The following is a 16,217-nucleotide window of genomic DNA, read 5'->3' on the forward strand; positions in this document are numbered from 1 at the left end:
AGAATTCCAACGCGGGATCTGGGAAGTTCGGTCCGAAAGCCGTCCATGGACGGAATTGCCGACCGGTGAGAAGTTCGTAGGAGGGTGATGAGCGAGCTATCTGCACGAGTTCCGAGGCGGCACCGGTTCGCCTGGCTGCTGGTCCTGGTGGGCGGCGTGGCCGCTTACCTGATCGTGCTGCGTACGCTGGTCGCCACCCAGAACCCGCTGTATGTGCCGTCGCTGCTGTTGCTCGGCTCGGCCGTGGTGCCGGCGGCGGTGCTCGTCTATGCGGCATCCGGCCGACAAGGCTCGCCGGTCGGTGCCGGGGTGATTGCCGCGGTGGCCGGGATCGGCGGGGTGTTCGGCACCGTCGCGGCCGGCACCTTGGAGTACGACACGCTGCAACGCCTCGGTGCGGTCCCGATGATCATGGTCGGGCTGATCGAGGAGTCGGCCAAGCTGGTCGTCCCGATCGTGATCTTGATCTTCGTACGACGCCTTCGCGTGCCTGCTGCCGGGGTGGTGATCGGGGTCGCGTCGGGCATGGGTTTCGCCACCCTCGAGACGATGGGGTACGGCTTCTCCGCGCTGCTGCAGACCCGCTCGATCGCCGAGCTGGACCAGACCCTGCTGTTACGGGGGCTGCTGTCTCCGGCCGGCCACGTGGCCTGGACCGGGATCACCACGGCGGCGCTGTGGCATGTTGCGTCTGCCCCGCGCAAAGGCCGCGCGGTCCTGCTGTTCCTTGGCGCGTTTGCCGGCAGCGTCGCATTGCATGCGCTCTGGGACGGTACGAACAGTGTGCTCGTCCGGGCCATCGTCGGCCTGGTCAGCTTTGGTGCCCTGTTGATCGTCGTCCGTCGTTCCCGCCGACTCGGCTCGGCCAACCCGATCCCGCCCGGCCCTATTCCGCCCGACTCCATGGGGACTTCCGTCGAGCGAGCATGAACATCTCCGGCAAGCTCGACAGAACTCGGCGGGTGGTGCTGGCGGACCTGGTCGCCCTCCGTCCCGCGCAGGGCACTCGTCGGGGTGCCATCCGCGCGGCCGTCACGATGACGACGATGCTCACCGGGTTGGCCGTCGCAGGCCGACTCGACTGGTCGATCTATGCGACCTTCGGAGCCTTCACCTGTGTCTACGGCGGCAGCCGTCCCCGGCCGGAGCGCTGGCGTACCCAGGCCTTCCTCGGCCTGCTGCTGACCGCCGCCGTCGCCTCCGGTGCCCTGGTCGGCCTCAGCGATCAGCGCCGCTGGCTGGCCATCCCGGTGGTCGCGCTGTGGGCCACGGCGGGCGCGGTGCTCTCCGATCGCTACTCCTGGCGACCGCCGGGCCCGCTCTTCGTGGTGTTCGCCGTCGCCACCTGCAGTGCCATCCCGACCACACCGCCGGTGGTGTTGATCGCCCTTGGCCTTGCCGCGCTGACCGCCGCCTTCGCGGTCCTGCTCGGAGTGCTGGAGGCGCGCTGGCTGCCCGGTCGATCCTGGAGACCACCGCCACCGGGCCTGCCGCCGCCACCGGCGCATCGGCAACGGATCCAGGCGATCCGGTGTGCGGTCGCCGTCGCGATTGCCGGGCTGATCTCGACGACCGCCGGGATCCCCCACCCCTATTGGGCGATGATCGCCGCGGTGGTGCCGCTCGCCGCCCGGCCGTTGCGGGCGCAGTTGGTGCGCGGCGTCCACCGCACGCTGGGGACCCTGGTGGGCCTGGCGGTCGCCGCAGCGCTGCTGGTCGCGCCGCTGCCGGTGGCGGTGACGATCGCTCTGATCGCTGTGCTGCAGGGGACTGCTGAGCTGCTGGTGATCCGCAACTACGGCTTGGCGCTGGTCGCGATCACACCGCTCTCACTGCTCTCGATGCAGCTGGCCAACCCGCAGCCGGTGCCGGCCCTGCTCGTCGACCGGCTGGTCGAGACCCTGATCGGGGTTGCCGTCGGACTGGTGGTCGCGATCGTCACTCGCGACCGTACGGTGCCCTTCGTCGACGGATACGCGCCGCGGTAGGTGTCCCACGTACGTCTTGCACCCGCGGGCCCTAGATGATCGCAGGTTCGGCGGGAGGTCCCTACGTCTCGCGCCCGCGGGCCATAGACGCACGCACCTGACTCCTTGACTCGATCGTTCAGCTCGCCGGCAGCTCGCCCTCCGGCAGTTCGGTCTCGGGCTGCTCGGGCACGGGGCGCTCGATCAGGGTGACGATGACGACCGCCAGCACGGACCAGAAGGCGGTCCAGCCCACCAACGACACGCTCACCGGCAGATTGGCGGCGAGGACGATGCCTGCGACGACGGCGATCAGAGCGAGCAGCAGCGATCGGCGCCGGTGGACCCAGATGCCGGTTCGGCCGGTGGTCACCCCACGCTGCTCGGCGGCCCCGCGCAGTGCGGCGACACCATCGCCATAGAGCCCGCGCAACCGCGTCGGCGTACGGAACGGGCCGGCGAGCCAACCGACGATCGCGACCGCGACCCCCAGCACCGTGGCCGCGACGGCCGTCGACTGCATCGAGGAGGTCACGGCGTCATAGAACAGGGTGGCCACCGGCCCGGGAAGCACACTGGCCGGAACGACGGTGACGAGTGCGATCCGCCCAGCCGCGAAGGCGATCGCCAAGAGGGCCATCGCCAGTGCGAAGCCGATGCCGGTCCAGACCAGCGCGCGATGCCGGCGGTTCGCCACCAGCACACCACCGACCAGCAGAGCGAGAGCCAGCCAAGGCAGCCAGGCGCCGACGGCAAGGGTGGCTCCGTACGCCAACTGTGCCCGCGGCAGGTCGTCGGACTGGAGCAGCACGATGGTGCGGTCGATCGTCGGGATCCGCTGGGCGACACCGACACCGCGCTGGACCAGCTGGGCCTTCACCTGGGTGATGATCGGGTCGAGTGGGATGCCGAGTGAGCCGTCGGCGTTGATCCTCGCGATCGCGGCGGGGTCATTGCGCAACGTCGCGATCAGCTGTGTGTGAGCAACGCGCAGCGCCTCGCGCCACAGGACGTTGAACTGGTCGGAGTCGACGAGCCGGATCACGCCATCGCGGACCTGGGAGCGCAGCCCTTCGGCAATCGAACCCTGCAGGGTCCGCAGCGCGGCGGTCGCCCGTGGCCGGGTACCCAGGGAGATCAGGCCATCGGTCAGGTCCTGGGCGACCTGATCGAAGTCGACCTGGGCCTCGATGGCGTTCATGGCCTGGTCCACCACGTAGGCCTTGACCGCGGGGTCTTGGGACAGTGGCGCGTACGTGGCCACGAAGCGCTCGGTGTCGGTCAGGGTCCACTTGGCCCAGCCGGTGACCACGGCGACCGGAGACAGCAACACCCCGAGCAGGATCATCACCACCGCGAGCACCGCACGAGACCGGCGAGGCGGCCGGTGGCCGGTCCGGTCAGCGAGGTCGCTCCCTCCTTCGCCGGCTCGCAGGGTGGCGTTCTCCGCTTCCAGGGCGGCGACTCGGGCGCGCAGGTCGTCGGTCGACTCACTCATATGTTCACGATCTCACTGCCTGCCCGGCTGCGCCTCACCCGCAGATGGTGACGATTCGCGTCCGGCCGCTCGGGCCTGTAGTCTTCTGCGTCGGCGCGTCGGGGAACCGGCGCGCGAGTTGTGCCCCTATAGCTCAGTAGGCAGAGCGTCTCCATGGTAAGGAGAAGGTCTGCGGTTCGATTCCGCATGGGGGCTCGGAGTCCGGTTCCGGCGCCACCGCGCGTCGGCGGAGTGCTTAGTCCGGTCAGGCCCTGGTGACCTTGACCGACCGAGCACACTGGTCGTGGCGGGTGCGTCGCGACAGCAGGGTTCTGCGGCGGGATAGCTCAGGCGGTAGAGCAAGCGGCTCATAATCGCTGTGTCGCGGGTTCGAGTCCCGCTCCCGCTACCACGCAGTCACCAACCAAGAACCGAAGGAAACGACCATGGCCAAGTCCACGGATGTGCGCCCCAAGATCACCATGGCCTGCACCGTGTGCAAGGAGCGGAACTACATCACCAAGAAGAACCGGCGGAATGACCCCGACCGGCTCGAGCTGAAGAAGTTCTGCCCGCGTTGCCACAGCCACACCGCTCACCGCGAGACCCGCTGACCTGCTCGTACGTCAGCGCGTCCCATACCGGACACACCGATGAGCCGCCGAGAATCCTCGGCGGCTTTGTCGCGTTCCAGGTCACCCCGGATCGACTCACCGCCACTGATCGGCTTGGCCCATGGCAGTCGGCACGCCGGTGTCACACAGGGGATCGAGGCCCTGCTGGCGGAGGTCGCCGTCCAGACCGGTGTGGCGACCTACCCGGCGTACCTGGACCTCACCTCACCGGATCTGGATGCCGTCGCAGTGATGCTGGCAGCGGCGGGGGAGCGTACGGCGGTGGTGGTCCCCTTGCTGTTCACCGAGGCGTTCCATGCCCGGATCGACGTGCCGGCCGCGGTCGCTCGCGCTACTGAGGTTTCGGGAGTTCGGTTCACCATCGCTCCGGTGCTCGGCACGGCTGACGACGTCCTCGAGGTGGTGGCTCAGCGGCTGGCCGCCGCAGGCACCGGAGACGACGAGCCGGTGCTGCTCTATGCCGTGGGCTCCTCGCGGGCTGCCGCCAATGCTGCGGTCGCCGACCTTGCCGACCGATTGTCCGCCCGCCGTGGCGCGCCGGTACGGGCCGGTTTCGGGACCACCGACCCCCAGGCCACGGACGTGCTCGCCGAATGGGCCGTCCCGGCCGGCACCGTGGTGCCGTTGTTCGTCGCTCCCGGACTGCTGCTCGACGCCATCGCCACCGCAGTGACCGCCGCCGGCTGGCGACTGGCCGACCCCCTCGGCACCCTCCTCGCCCCCCTGGTGGCCGAGCGCCATCGGGCGTCCCTGAATCGAGCCCGAGCCGGATCGAGCGAGCGTTAGCGAGCGAGCCCGTCGTGAGCGGCCGTGAACGGAGCGCCGGTTCGATCTGGACTAACGTTGCCTCATGCCCATCACCGCCGACCATGCCGGTCGTCGCTACCCGCCGACCGCACCGTACGAGGTCTCGGCAGCCAAGATCGCCGAGTTCGCTCGTGCTCTCGGCGACGACAATCCCGCCTACTTCGGTGCTGACCCGATCGCGCCGCCGACCTTCGTCGCGGTGATCTCGTCGGCGGCGTGGGAGTCGATGTTCGACGACCCTGAGCTCGGGCTGGCGCTGCGCCGGATCGTGCACGGCGATCAGCGGTTCACCTACCAGCGCCCGCTGCGCCCCGGTGACACGGTGCAGGCCACCTTGACCATCGACCGGGTACGCAACCGTGGTGCCTCCGACATCATCTCCTCCTCCGTCGAAGTGGAGACCCTGGACGGCGAGCTGATCTGCACTGCTGCGGCGACCTTCTTCCACGCCCACGAGGGGGACTCATGAGTGAGCTGGACATTGCCCAGGTCAGCGTCGGGGACCGGTTGCCGAGTCTGAGCGTCCACTTCACCCGGGAGACGCTGGTCCGCTATGCCGGTGCGTCCACCGACTTCAACCCGATCCACTATTCGAACTTCTACGCCGCCCAGGTCGGCCTGCCCGGTGTGATCGCGCACGGCATGCTGACGATGGGCAGCGCGCTACGGCTGGTGACCGACTGGGTCGGCGATCCGGCGCGGGTGCGCTCCTACTTCGTCCGGTTCACCAAGCCGGTCGTGGTGCCGGACGACGCCGAAGGTGCCGAGGTCGTCTTCAACGGGGTCGTTCAGTCGATCGACGGGTCGGAGGTCACTATCGCCATCGAGGCGGTCGCCGATGAGGTCAAGGTCCTCGGCGCAGCTCGGGCCGTCGTGGACCTCGGGGCTGTCGTGGATCTCGGGGCATAGGTGAGTCTCGCGGGCACCCTCGCCGAGGTCACCACGCTGCGGGTCGGGGGACCGGCCCGGACCATGATCACCGCCGGCAGCGAGGCCGACCTGATCGATGCCGTTCGGGCCGCCGACGAGACCGGGGAACCGGTGCTGGTGCTCGGTGGCGGATCCAATGTGCTGATCGGCGACGAGGGATTCGACGGCACGGTGGTCCGGATTGCCACGCGCGGGATCGATGCGGACGTCTCCACCTGCAGCGGGGCAACGGTCCGGGTTGCCGCAGGGGAGGACTGGGACGGGTTCGTCGCGCGCGCGGTCGAACAGGAATGGAGCGGCGTCGAGGCCTTGTCCGGCATCCCCGGCTTGGTCGGCGCCACCCCGATCCAGAACGTCGGGGCCTACGGCGCCGAGGTCTCCCAGACCATCGCCAGCGTCCGGACCTGGGATCGGGTCGCCCGGCGCCAGACCACCTTCTCGGTTGCTGACTGCGGCTTCGGCTACCGCTGGTCACGGTTCAAGGCCGAGCCGGATCGCTATCTGGTGCTGGAAGTGACCTTCCAGTTCTCCCTGGGCGCGCTGTCGGCGCCGGTCCGCTATGCCGAACTGGCCCGGACGCTGGGCGTGGCCGTAGGCACCCGGGTGCCGGCGAGCGAGGTCCGTGCCTCGGTGCTCCGGCTGCGGGCCGGCAAAGGCATGGTGCTGGATGCCGGCGACCATGACACCTGGAGTGCCGGCTCCTTCTTCACCAACCCGATCCTGACGTCCGCCGAGGCGGCCCAGCTGCCAATGGAGGCGCCGCGTTATGACCAGCCGGACGGGCGGGTCAAGACCAGTGCCGCCTGGCTGATCGAGCACGCCGGCTTCGGCAAGGGGTTCGGCACCGAGATCGGCACGGGCCGAGCCACATTGTCGACGAAACACACGCTGGCCGTGACCAACCGGGGCGGCGCGAGCGCTTCCGATGTGCTGGAGCTGGCCCGCGAGGTCCGCTCCGGCGTCGTGCAACAGTTCGGCATCACCTTGGTGCCGGAGCCCGTGCTAGTGGGCTGCTTCTTGTGAGCACACCCGACCGGACACGTCCGGGAAGCGTTCTGACGACCTCAGCCCACCCGGCGAGGTCATCGACTGGTGCCCTGTGGTTGCTTCATTTCACGCGAAGCAACCACGGCGCACCAGTGAGTGCGCACTCACTCGAGAACCACCGACCAAACCCCCGCACCCACCCCGATAGACCCGGAGAGTCAGAAGCTCCGCCCACCGCAATCGCGGAGCTGGGTCAGAGTCGGGAAGTGTGACAACTCCGCGGCTCAACCCCGCCAACGCGGCATGTCGCGCCGCTGGAGCTCGTTGAGCCGCACGAATGTCACGATCCGCCCATACGCTCAGGCGTCGAGCTTGATCTCCCGCTTGAGGATCTTCCCGGTGGGGCCCTTCGGCAGGGTGCCGAACCGGACGATTCGCGGATACTTGTAGATCGCGAGCCGGTCCTTCACGTGGTCGCGGATCTCCTCCTCGGTCGCCTCCGCGCCCTCCTTGAGGGTCACCAGCGCAGCGATCTCCTCGCCGTGCAGGGCGTCCGGCACGCCGAAGACTGCCGCCTCCGCGACCGCCGGATGGGTGTAGAGGACCTCCTCGATCTCTCGCGGATACACGTTCAGCCCGTTGCGGATGATCATGTCCTTCTTGCGGTCGACGATGAAGTAGTACCCGTCCGCGTCCCGGGTCGCGAGGTCGCCGCTGTGGAACCAACCGCCGCGCATCGCCTCGGTCGTGGCGTCCGGGTTGTTCCAGTAGCCCTTCATCACGTTCTCGCCGCGGATCACGATCTCGCCGACCTCACCGTCGGCCACCTCGGTGTCGTCGGCATCCCAGAGCTGGAACTCCACACCGGCGATCGGCGTCCCCACCGAGCCAGGCTTGGCCGGCCGATCCGGATGATTGAAGGACGCGATCGGGGAGGTCTCCGACAGCCCATACCCCTCCAGTAGCTGGAACCCGAATCGACGCTGCGCCTCGTACAGCACCTCCACCGGCAGCGAGGCGCCACCGGACGCCGCCAGTCGCAGCTTGCTGGTGTCGAATCTGCCGGGGTCCGACACGGAAAGCAGTCCGACATACATGGTCGGCACGCCGAGGAACACCGTCACGCCGTCGGCGGCCACGATCCGCAGCGCCTCCTCGGGGTCGAACTTCGGCAGCAGCGTGAGGCAGGCGCCAGCGGCGATCGCGGCGTTGAGGCCGCAGGTCTGGCCGAAGGAGTGGAACAAGGGCAGTCCGCCGAACACCACGTCGCCGGGCTCGAGCGGCATCAAGGTAGCCAGATCGGTGCGCACGTTGCTGCCGAGGTTGTCGTGGCTCAACTCGGCGCCCTTGGGCTTTCCGGTCGTGCCGGAGGTGTAGAGGATGACCGCGGTGTCCTCGCCGGTCCGCTCGGCCACGGCCTCGGTCGGGGCCGCACCGGCCAGCGCTTGCTCGAACTCGCCGGGCACCACGACGAGCAGGTCGGTCCCGGTCACCTCGGCCGCCTTGCCGGCCTCCTCGGCGAACACCGCGAACACCACCGCCACCTTCACTCCGGCGTCCTGCCAGGTGTAGGCGATCTCACCCGCCTTGAGCAGCGGGTTCATCGGCACCACGATGGCGCCGAGTCGCAGGATCGCGTAGTAGGCGATGGGGAAGTACGCGACATTCGGCATGATCAGCGCGACCCGGTCCCCCGCGGTCACTCCGCGGTCGGCGAGCAAAGTGGCGCACCGGGCCGCGGCCGCGTCGAGCGCGGCATAGTTGAGGACGTGCTCGCCCTGCTTGATGGCGGGCAGTCCGGGTTCGGAGCTGGCGCGGTCGGTGAGCCAGCGGGCGATGTTCGCACTCATGACTCGAACCTAGTGGCGTACGCCACACTTTGCACCAGCTTCGCGACTCAGAAGAATTTCTGACGATGGGTGTTGACTCTCCTCGAAACATAGGTTAGGCTCGCCTTACTCGTTCATCGAGCTGCCACTGGCTGAAGCCCGTGTCGGACACGGTGACTAGAGCCTCCCGGGTCTGGGGAGGTGTCGCGTCAGCGAGTGGGGCGCGGTCGGAGTGCGGGGGGTCGCGCACGACCGCGCCATCGCTGCGCCCATGTGGTGGGCCTGTTCGCGACGATGACGAGCGTTCACCGGCTACGTCGTCACTCTTGGCGACGACGAACTCTGTTGAATCGGCTCGCTTCACTCGCGGGCGTGGCTTCGCTCATCGCTCCTCCGCGCGCCGGGCACGTCCTCTTCCCGCTCACGGACCTGTTTGCCGGGTTGCCCATTCCGACTTCGCACCAGCCGGGTCATCTGCGCACCACGTCGTGTGGCCCGATTCCCACTCCGCACCAACCGGGTCATCTGCGCACCCCGTGTACGTGGTGCGCGGTCGCATCAGCTGGTGCGAAGTGGGATCTGCGGGCCGGGTGATCTCGGATTCTGGACCCGCACTTCAGTTCGAGTTGGGCCGTAGAATCGCACCCGGCGACAACGAGGCGCCGCCGATCCACCGCAAGCGGAACGCCGCTGCGCGCTCATCGACCATCGACTAAGGAAGCCCTGAATGAGCCTGTCCGATCTCAGTTCCGCCGATCTCGCCGCGTTGCACGGCGAGCTGACCACTGCGTACGACACGCTGGTGGGCAAGGGGCTGAAGCTCGATCTGACCCGCGGGAAGCCGGCTCCGGCCCAGCTGGATCTGTCCAATGAGCTGCTGAGCCTGCCGGGTGAGGGGGAGTTCAAGGCCGCCGACGGCACCGATGTCCGCAACTACGGTGGCGGTCAGGGGCTGCCGGAGATCCGCGAGATCTTCGCCGAGCTGCTCAATGTGCCGGTGGCACAGCTGGTGGCCGGCGACAACGCCAGCCTCTCGATCATGCACGACACCTTGGTCTATTCCCTGCTCAAGGGCACCGTCGACTCCGAGCGGCCCTGGGTGCAGGACGAGATCACCTTCCTCTGTCCAGTGCCCGGCTATGACCGGCATTTCGCCTTGTGCGAGCAGTACGGCATCGCGATGGAGACCGTCGAGCTCGGATCCGACGGCCCCGATCTGGAGACGGTCAAGCGGCGGGTCGCCGAGGACCCGAGCGTCCGCGGCATCTGGATCGTGCCGACGTACGCCAACCCGAACGGTGCCGTCTACACCGAAGAGGTCACCCGCGAGCTGGTCTCGATGCCCGCGGCGGCGCCCGACTTCCGGATCTTCTGGGACAACGCGTACGCGGTCCACCACCTCACCGACCATGAGAACCCGGCCGTCGACGTGCTGGGCCTGGCCACCGAGGCCGGCAACCCGAACCGGGTGTTCGTGTTCGCCTCCACCTCGAAGATCACCTTCGCCGGAGCTGGGGTCTCGTTCTTCGCCAGCTCGCCGGCCAATGTCACCTGGTATCTCAAGCACCTCGGCAAGCGGACCATCGGCCCGGACAAGCTGAACCATCTGCGGCACGCCCGTTATCTGGGCAGCGCCGATGGCGTACGCGCCCTGATGCGCAAGCACCGGGCGATCATCGAGCCGAAGTTCGAGCAGGTGGAGACCATTCTCGAGGAACGGCTCGGCAGCTATCAGGTGGCGACGTGGACCCGGCCGGAAGGCGGCTACTTCATCAGCCTGGATGTGCCCGACGGCTGCGCCACTCGGGTGGTCGCGCTGGCCAAGCAGGCCGGCATCGCCATGACCGGCGCCGGGGCCGCCTTCCCGTACGGCAGGGACCCCCGCGACCGCAACATCCGGATCGCGCCGACCTTCCCCTCCCCGGACGATGTCGCCGCCGCCATCGAGGGTCTGTGCACCTGCGTGCTACTGGCCGCCGTGGAGCAGCGGACCAGCGCGTGACGAAGGGTCGTGGAGTTAGCCGGTTCGACGCGTCGCGTTAGGAGGGTGGTGTCGAGCGCCGACCTACTGCGCGGCACCCGAGCACGCACCGCGCTGCGTTGTCGTCGTCGCGGATAGAACCCCGCTATCCGACTCCTCCTCCGCCTTGCGCGGCACGCACCCGGGCACCTGCTCGCTACGGCCGCCGTTCGACACCACCCTCCTGGCCGACTACACTCTCGGTCTTGGTGCTGGACACCTAGGATGGTGCGCGCCCTTGATCAGCCGCGGGATTGGCTAGATTGGAGGGTGGACGCACGGTCTAGGGATCCGGCGCCGAAGGGCAATAGCTCAACTGGCAGAGCATCGGTCTCCAAAACCGAAGGTTGGGGGTTCAAGTCCCTCTTGCCCTGCAGATCCGCCCGTCGCGGCGTCGTCGACGCCCGGCGGGGCGGGTGCAGAACGACCGCAGGAGAAGGGCGACGACGTGGCAGATGGCGACAAGGTGGACCCGGCCGACGAGCCGGACGCCGAAGCCACCCCGGCTGACGCCGAAGGCGGGGTCGAGCCGACCAACGCCGAGCTGGCCGATCAGATCGGTGAGGCCGAGGACGACGAGTCGGAGGACAGTTCGACGGAACGCGAGCTGGTCACCGCCGGAAGCGCCGCACGGTCTGCCAGGGAGGCGTCGGAGTCCGGATCGTCTGCGGGGCAGGCCAAGAAGGGCAAGGCCACGCCGAAGCAGCGGCACGACGCGCCGGCGCAGAAACGGACCGGGCCGATCACCTTCATCCGGCAGTCGATCGACGAATTGCGCAAGGTGGTCTATCCCACCGGCTCGCAGTTGGGCAACTACTTCGTGGTGGTGCTGATCTTCGTCCTGTTCATCATCGCGTACGTCAGCCTGCTCGACCTGGGCATCGGCGCCGGGATCTTCCGGATCTTCGCCTAACCACCTCCTCACACCCCTAGCAACTGGAGAGATACACGTGTCTGAGACCTTTTCGGCCGAACCGCCGCGCCCTGCGGCTGATGAGTCGGAAGGCTCCGCGACGCCCGAGGTCGATCTCGGCTCGGCCGAGGTGAGCGGTGGCGACGACGACTTCGACATCGATCTCGGCGGCGGCTTCAGCTCCCGCAGCGACGAGGACGACCTCGACATCAACCTCGACTTCGGCGGCGAGTCCGTCGTGGAGGAGTCCGACGACGACTTCGACATCGATCTCGGTGCCGCCGAGGCCGAGGAGGAGCCCGAGGACGAGGACGCCGAGGACGGGCCCGACCCCGCCGAGGTGGCGCTGGAGGCCTTCCGCAGCGAGCTGCGGAGCAAGCTCGGCGACTGGTACGTGGTGCACACCTACTCCGGCATGGAGAACCGGGTGCTGCAGAATCTGGAGAACCGGGTCAGTTCGCTGAACATGGAGGACTACATCTTCGAGATCGTGGTCCCGACCGAAGAGGTCACCGAGATCCGCAACGGACAGCGTAAGCAGATCCGCCGGACGGTGCTGCCGGGCTACGTGCTGGTACGGATGGAGCTGACCGACGAGTCCTGGTCGACCGTGCGGCACACGCCGTCGGTGACCGGCTTCGTAGGCCACTCCAACCAGCCGGTGCCGCTGAGCCTGGACGAGGTCGAGAAGATGCTCGCCCCGGCGGTCATCGCGGCGGCTACCGCCACCTCCGAGGGTCCGACCCGGCGTAAGAAGAAGGTCGAGGTCGCAGACTTCGCCGCCGGCGACTCCGTGATGGTCGTGGACGGGCCGTTCGCCGGCGTGCACGCCACCATCACCGAGATCAATGCCAATGCCCAGCGGCTCAAGGCGCTGGTCGAGATCCTCGGTCGCGAGACCCCGGTCGACCTCACGTTCGCCCAGATCCAGAAGGTCTGAGCGACTGGTCGCTGGCGGTACGGAGCAGGCACCGGCCCGTTTCACGTACCATTGACCGGTTGGGCAGCCCAGCCTGACCATCGCACACCCGCCGGAAGCCCGGCGCAAACCCAACAGAAGGACCCAGACAGCAATGCCTCCCAAGAAGAAGGTCGCCGCCCTCGTCAAGGTGGCGCTGAACGCCGGCGCTGCCACCCCGGCGCCGCCGGTCGGCACGGCGCTCGGCCCGCACGGCGTCAACATCATGGAGTTCTGCAAGGCCTACAACGCGGCCACCGAACCCATGCGTGGCAACGTGATCCCGGTCGAGATCACCATCTACGAAGACCGCTCGTTCACCTTCATCACCAAGACCCCGCCGGCCGCCGAGCTGATCAAGAAGGCCGCCGGGATCCAGAAGGGCTCCGGCGTCCCGCATCGTGACAAGGTCGGCAAGATCAGCCGCGACCAGGTCCGCGACATCGCCACCACCAAGCTGCCCGACCTGAACGCCAACGACGTCGACGCCGCCATGAAGATCGTCGAGGGCACCGCCCGCTCCATGGGAGTCACGGTCGCGGAGTAGTTGGCTTGGTCAGACATGGTGGTGACCGTGGATTCGTAACGTGACCCCTGTGTTTGATTGCTCGCTACCGCTCGCTGCGATTTTCGCTTCTACCCGCCGATTTCGTCGCGTTTGGTGAAACGAAAAGCGTGTTTCACCAAGCCGCTCCTCAACTCGGCGGCGCGAAAATCGGCGGTGGCCGGGTCCAAGAAGCGGTGGTGGAGTCTAGAGAGACTCGCACCCACTACAACTGAATAGTCATCTCAACTCACCTGGGAGGGCATGCGTTGCCCGTTGAACCAGAACTGGTGAAAGGAACCAGACATGAAGCGCAGCAAGAACTACCGGGCCGCAGAGGCGACCATCGACGGGACATTGCTCTACTCGCCGGTCGAGGCACTGACGCTGGCCAAGAGCAACACGAAGGCCAAGTTCGACGAGACCGTCGACGTGTCCTTCCGCCTGGGCGTCGACCCGCGCAAGGCGGACCAGATGGTCCGCGGCACGGTCAACCTCCCCAACGGCACCGGCAAGACGGCACGGGTCCTCGTCTTCGCCACCGGTGACCGCGCGGAGGCCGCCAAGGCAGCCGGCGCCGACGAGGTCGGCTCGGACGAGCTGATCACCAAGGTGCTCGGCGGCTACCTCGATTTCGACGCGGTCGTCGCCACCCCCGACCTGATGGGCAAGGTCGGTCGGCTTGGCCGGGTGCTCGGTCCGCGTGGCCTGATGCCGAACCCGAAGACCGGCACCGTGACCGTCGACGTGGCCAAGGCCGTGTCCGACATCAAGGGCGGCAAGATCGAGTTCCGGGTCGACCGGCACGCCAACCTGCATTTCATCGTGGGCAAGGCGTCCTTCTCGACCGAGCAGCTCGCACAGAACTACTTCGCCGCGCTGGACGAGGTGCTGCGGCTCAAGCCGAGTGCCTCGAAGGGTCGCTATCTGAAGAAGGCCACCATCTCCACCACGATGGGGCCGGGCATCCCCGTCGACACCAACAAGACCAAGCCTGACGCCGAGTGATCGCGGTCGGCCGGCTCCTGTGATCTGACCCCACCCCGTAGACTCCGGATTCGTCCATGCTCGTCGTGAGCTGGGTCGCCGCCTTCGTGGCGTGCCTCTCCTACGGGGTGGCGACGGTTCTGCAGTCCGTCGGCGCCCGACGGGCTGCCAGTGCTGCTGGGGTCAGCGGGGTGCTCGGGATCTTCGCGCAGCTGCCGTACCTGGCCGGTCTGGTCCTCGACACCCTCGGATTCGTCGGCAGCGTGGTTGCCCTGCGACAGCTGCCGCTGTTCCTGGTCGAGGCGATCATCGCCGCCAGCGTGGGCGTCACTGCAGTGGGCGCGGCGCTGCGCGGGGAGCATCTGGCCCGGCGGGACTGGGGCGCGCTCGGCGTCCTCGTCACCGGCCTGGTGTTGCTCAGTCTCAGCGCGAGCCCGGCGGCGGCCGCCGCCACCTCGCGCTCTCAGGACTGGCTGATCCTCGGCCTGGTCCTGGTGCCCCTGACGATCGGGCTGCTGGGATTCAAGCTGACTGGACGCGCCTCGGTGGCGTTGCTGTCCATCGCCGCCGGACTGGGGTTCAGCGGGGTGGCGACATCCGCCCGCGCGATGAGCTCGGATCCGATCAGCCTCGAGCTGCTGACCAACCCGCTGCTGTGGGCGATCCTCGCGTACGGACCGCTCGGCATCGCCTTGTTCGCGGTCGCCCTACAGCGTGGCAAGGCCACGGTGGTGGCGGCGACCACGTTCGTCATCCAAGTGGTCGTTCCGTCGACCATCGGTCTGCTGTTGTTCGGTGACGGTATCGCGCAGGGCCGTACGCTGGTCGCCGCGGCCGGCTTCCTCTGCGCCATCGGCGGCACGATCGCGCTCAGCCGATTCGCCGAGTAGCCACTTCGGTCAGCGAGCAGCCAGCTGGGCCAGGGCCTCGTCGGTGAGCCGGTACCTCGTCCACTCGTCCATGGCGACGGCCCCGAGACTGCGATAGAACTCGATCGACGGAGTGTTCCAGTTCAGCACCGACCACTCCACCCGGGTATGGCCGCGGTTCACCGCGATCGTGGCCAGGGACGACAGCAGCGCGGTGCCCAGCCCGCTGCCACGCTGCTCGGGTCGGACGTACAGGTCCTCCAGATAGATCCCGTGGACGCCATCCCAGGTGGAGTAGCTGAGAAAGTAGAGGGCGAACCCGACGACCTGTCCGTCGACCTCGGCGACCAGGGCGTACGCGGCGGGGGTCGGGCCGAAGAGCGCGGCCCGGAGCTGGTCTGGGGTCGCCTTGACCTCATCGCGGGCCCGCTCGTACGTGGCCAGGTCGCAGATCAGGTCATGAATGGTGGCGACATCGTCGACCTCGGCGGGCCGGATTCCAGGGGGCAGCTCGGACTCGATCACGGGCTGGAGCCTAGTGCTCACCGGCGGAAGCGCTGGTTCACCTTCTCGTGAGCGTGTGAGCGTCGCTCCGGCTCACAAGAAGGGGGACGGCCGGAGCGACGCTCACACTCGGGTGTACGGCTGATGGGGGGCATGCCGCAGACCCGGTCTTTCGGTCAGCCCGGGCGGCGGGCTCCCGCGTACGGCATGTACTTCATCTTGATGTAGGCCACGGGCTTGCCGGGCCGTGAGGCGTGGATGACCTTGCCCTTGCCGGCGTAGATGCCGACGTGGGATTTGCCGGAGTAGAAGAAGACGAGGTCGCCCTTCTTGAGCTTGGACTTCTTCACCTTCTTGCCGAAGCGCGACTGAGCCTGGGAGGTCCGAGGGATCTTCTTGCCTGCGGACTTCCAGGCGCCGCGGGTCAGACCCGAACAGTCCCAGGCATCCGGGCCGGTGCCGCCGTAACGGTAGCGATCACCCAGCTGCTTCTTGGCGAAGGCCAACGCCTTGGCGCCCTTCGACTTCTTCTTCTTTTTCTTCTTGACAAGGCTGACCTGGGCGGCGGTGACCGAGCCGACCAGCTGCGGGCTGGCGCCGCTCTGAGGCAGAGCGGAGATCGGTGCGGCGGGCTTCGTGACATCGGCCCGGGCAGGCAGCTCGGTGCCGGCGAAAGCCGAGAACGCCAGCGCGAACACGGCAGTGCCAGCGGCGACCCGCTTGACGATGGTCATGAACGCATCTCCCCTTGGTATCGGTGACAGGCTGAGGGAAGGCGTCATCACCACCC

General features: G+C 67.9%; 17 protein-coding genes and 3 tRNA genes. 16 read left to right on the forward strand and 4 right to left on the reverse strand.

Annotation, left to right across the window (positions count from 1 at the left end; translation table 11 throughout):
• Positions 1-87 precede the first annotated feature (87 nt).
• A complete protein-coding gene (locus MLP_RS05090; protein WP_041789744.1) occupies positions 88-930 on the forward strand; it encodes a PrsW family intramembrane metalloprotease in 843 nt (280 codons plus the stop codon).
• A complete protein-coding gene (locus tag MLP_RS05095) occupies positions 927-1,988 on the forward strand; it encodes an FUSC family protein (RefSeq protein WP_013861946.1) in 1,062 nt (353 codons plus the stop codon). The genes MLP_RS05090 and MLP_RS05095 overlap by 4 nt, the downstream gene beginning before the upstream one ends.
• Before the next feature lie 118 nt (positions 1,989-2,106).
• Here MLP_RS05095 and MLP_RS05100 read toward each other — a convergent pair whose 3' ends face one another.
• Positions 2,107-3,465 (reverse strand): hypothetical protein, encoded by a 1,359-nt coding sequence (locus MLP_RS05100; RefSeq protein ID WP_013861947.1) that lies wholly within the window; start codon positions 3,463-3,465, stop codon positions 2,107-2,109.
• A gap of 122 nt (positions 3,466-3,587) precedes the next feature.
• Here MLP_RS05100 and MLP_RS05105 point away from each other — a divergent pair.
• From MLP_RS05105 to MLP_RS05135, 7 genes are all read left to right on the forward strand, one after another.
• Positions 3,588-3,660 (forward strand) — tRNA-Thr (locus MLP_RS05105).
• A 120-nt stretch (positions 3,661-3,780) separates the two neighbouring features.
• A tRNA-Met gene (locus MLP_RS05110) sits at positions 3,781-3,856 on the forward strand.
• 34 nt (positions 3,857-3,890) lie between these two features.
• Positions 3,891-4,058 (forward strand): 50S ribosomal protein L33, encoded by a 168-nt coding sequence (gene rpmG / locus MLP_RS05115; RefSeq protein ID WP_013861948.1) that lies wholly within the window; start codon positions 3,891-3,893, stop codon positions 4,056-4,058.
• Between the two features lie 39 nt (positions 4,059-4,097).
• The gene (locus MLP_RS05120) at positions 4,098-4,865 is read left to right on the forward strand and encodes a sirohydrochlorin chelatase (protein ID WP_083843708.1); all 768 of its coding nucleotides are present in this window, start codon (positions 4,098-4,100) and stop codon (positions 4,863-4,865) included.
• Between the two features lie 64 nt (positions 4,866-4,929).
• Positions 4,930-5,355 (forward strand): FAS1-like dehydratase domain-containing protein, encoded by a 426-nt coding sequence (locus tag MLP_RS05125; RefSeq protein ID WP_013861951.1) that lies wholly within the window; start codon positions 4,930-4,932, stop codon positions 5,353-5,355.
• Positions 5,352-5,795, forward strand: a complete 444-nt coding sequence (locus tag MLP_RS05130) for a MaoC/PaaZ C-terminal domain-containing protein (protein WP_013861952.1) — start codon at positions 5,352-5,354, stop codon at positions 5,793-5,795. The genes MLP_RS05125 and MLP_RS05130 overlap by 4 nt, the downstream gene beginning before the upstream one ends.
• Positions 5,796-6,839 (forward strand): UDP-N-acetylmuramate dehydrogenase, encoded by a 1,044-nt coding sequence (locus tag MLP_RS05135; RefSeq protein WP_013861953.1) that lies wholly within the window; start codon positions 5,796-5,798, stop codon positions 6,837-6,839.
• 323 nt (positions 6,840-7,162) lie between these two features.
• Here MLP_RS05135 and MLP_RS05140 read toward each other — a convergent pair whose 3' ends face one another.
• Positions 7,163-8,653: a long-chain-fatty-acid--CoA ligase gene (locus MLP_RS05140; RefSeq protein ID WP_013861954.1), complete on the reverse strand. Its 1,491-nt coding sequence runs from the start codon at positions 8,651-8,653 to the stop codon at positions 7,163-7,165.
• Positions 8,654-9,359: 706 nt separating this feature from the next.
• On the opposite strand from MLP_RS05140, the gene MLP_RS05145 reads away from it, so the two are divergent.
• The 7 genes from MLP_RS05145 (at position 9,360) to MLP_RS05175 (ending at position 14,944) form a co-directional block, all read left to right on the forward strand.
• Positions 9,360-10,634 (forward strand): aminotransferase class I/II-fold pyridoxal phosphate-dependent enzyme, encoded by a 1,275-nt coding sequence (locus tag MLP_RS05145; RefSeq protein WP_013861956.1) that lies wholly within the window; start codon positions 9,360-9,362, stop codon positions 10,632-10,634.
• 319 nt (positions 10,635-10,953) lie between these two features.
• Positions 10,954-11,026: transfer RNA gene (locus MLP_RS05150), tRNA-Trp, on the forward strand.
• Between the two features lie 74 nt (positions 11,027-11,100).
• A complete protein-coding gene (secE, locus tag MLP_RS27005) occupies positions 11,101-11,565 on the forward strand; it encodes a preprotein translocase subunit SecE (RefSeq protein WP_013861957.1) in 465 nt (154 codons plus the stop codon).
• A 37-nt stretch (positions 11,566-11,602) separates the two neighbouring features.
• On the forward strand, positions 11,603-12,505 hold the full coding sequence (nusG, locus tag MLP_RS05160) for a transcription termination/antitermination protein NusG (protein WP_013861958.1): 903 nt from the start codon (positions 11,603-11,605) through the stop codon (positions 12,503-12,505).
• A gap of 133 nt (positions 12,506-12,638) precedes the next feature.
• A complete protein-coding gene (rplK, locus tag MLP_RS05165) occupies positions 12,639-13,070 on the forward strand; it encodes a 50S ribosomal protein L11 (RefSeq protein WP_013861959.1) in 432 nt (143 codons plus the stop codon).
• Positions 13,071-13,373: 303 nt separating this feature from the next.
• On the forward strand, positions 13,374-14,075 hold the full coding sequence (gene rplA / locus MLP_RS05170) for a 50S ribosomal protein L1 (RefSeq protein WP_013861960.1): 702 nt from the start codon (positions 13,374-13,376) through the stop codon (positions 14,073-14,075).
• Between the two features lie 56 nt (positions 14,076-14,131).
• Positions 14,132-14,944: a hypothetical protein gene (locus tag MLP_RS05175; RefSeq protein WP_013861961.1), complete on the forward strand. Its 813-nt coding sequence runs from the start codon at positions 14,132-14,134 to the stop codon at positions 14,942-14,944.
• A gap of 9 nt (positions 14,945-14,953) precedes the next feature.
• On the opposite strand, the gene MLP_RS05180 is transcribed toward MLP_RS05175, so the two are convergent.
• Positions 14,954-15,448 (reverse strand): GNAT family N-acetyltransferase, encoded by a 495-nt coding sequence (locus MLP_RS05180; RefSeq protein WP_013861962.1) that lies wholly within the window; start codon positions 15,446-15,448, stop codon positions 14,954-14,956.
• A gap of 155 nt (positions 15,449-15,603) precedes the next feature.
• The gene (locus MLP_RS05185) at positions 15,604-16,161 is read right to left on the reverse strand and encodes a C40 family peptidase (RefSeq protein ID WP_013861963.1); all 558 of its coding nucleotides are present in this window, start codon (positions 16,159-16,161) and stop codon (positions 15,604-15,606) included.
• Between the last annotated feature and the right edge of the window lie 56 nt (positions 16,162-16,217).

The sequence above is a fragment of the Microlunatus phosphovorus NM-1 genome, from assembly GCF_000270245.1.
GTDB lineage: Bacteria > Actinomycetota > Actinomycetes > Propionibacteriales > Propionibacteriaceae > Microlunatus > Microlunatus phosphovorus.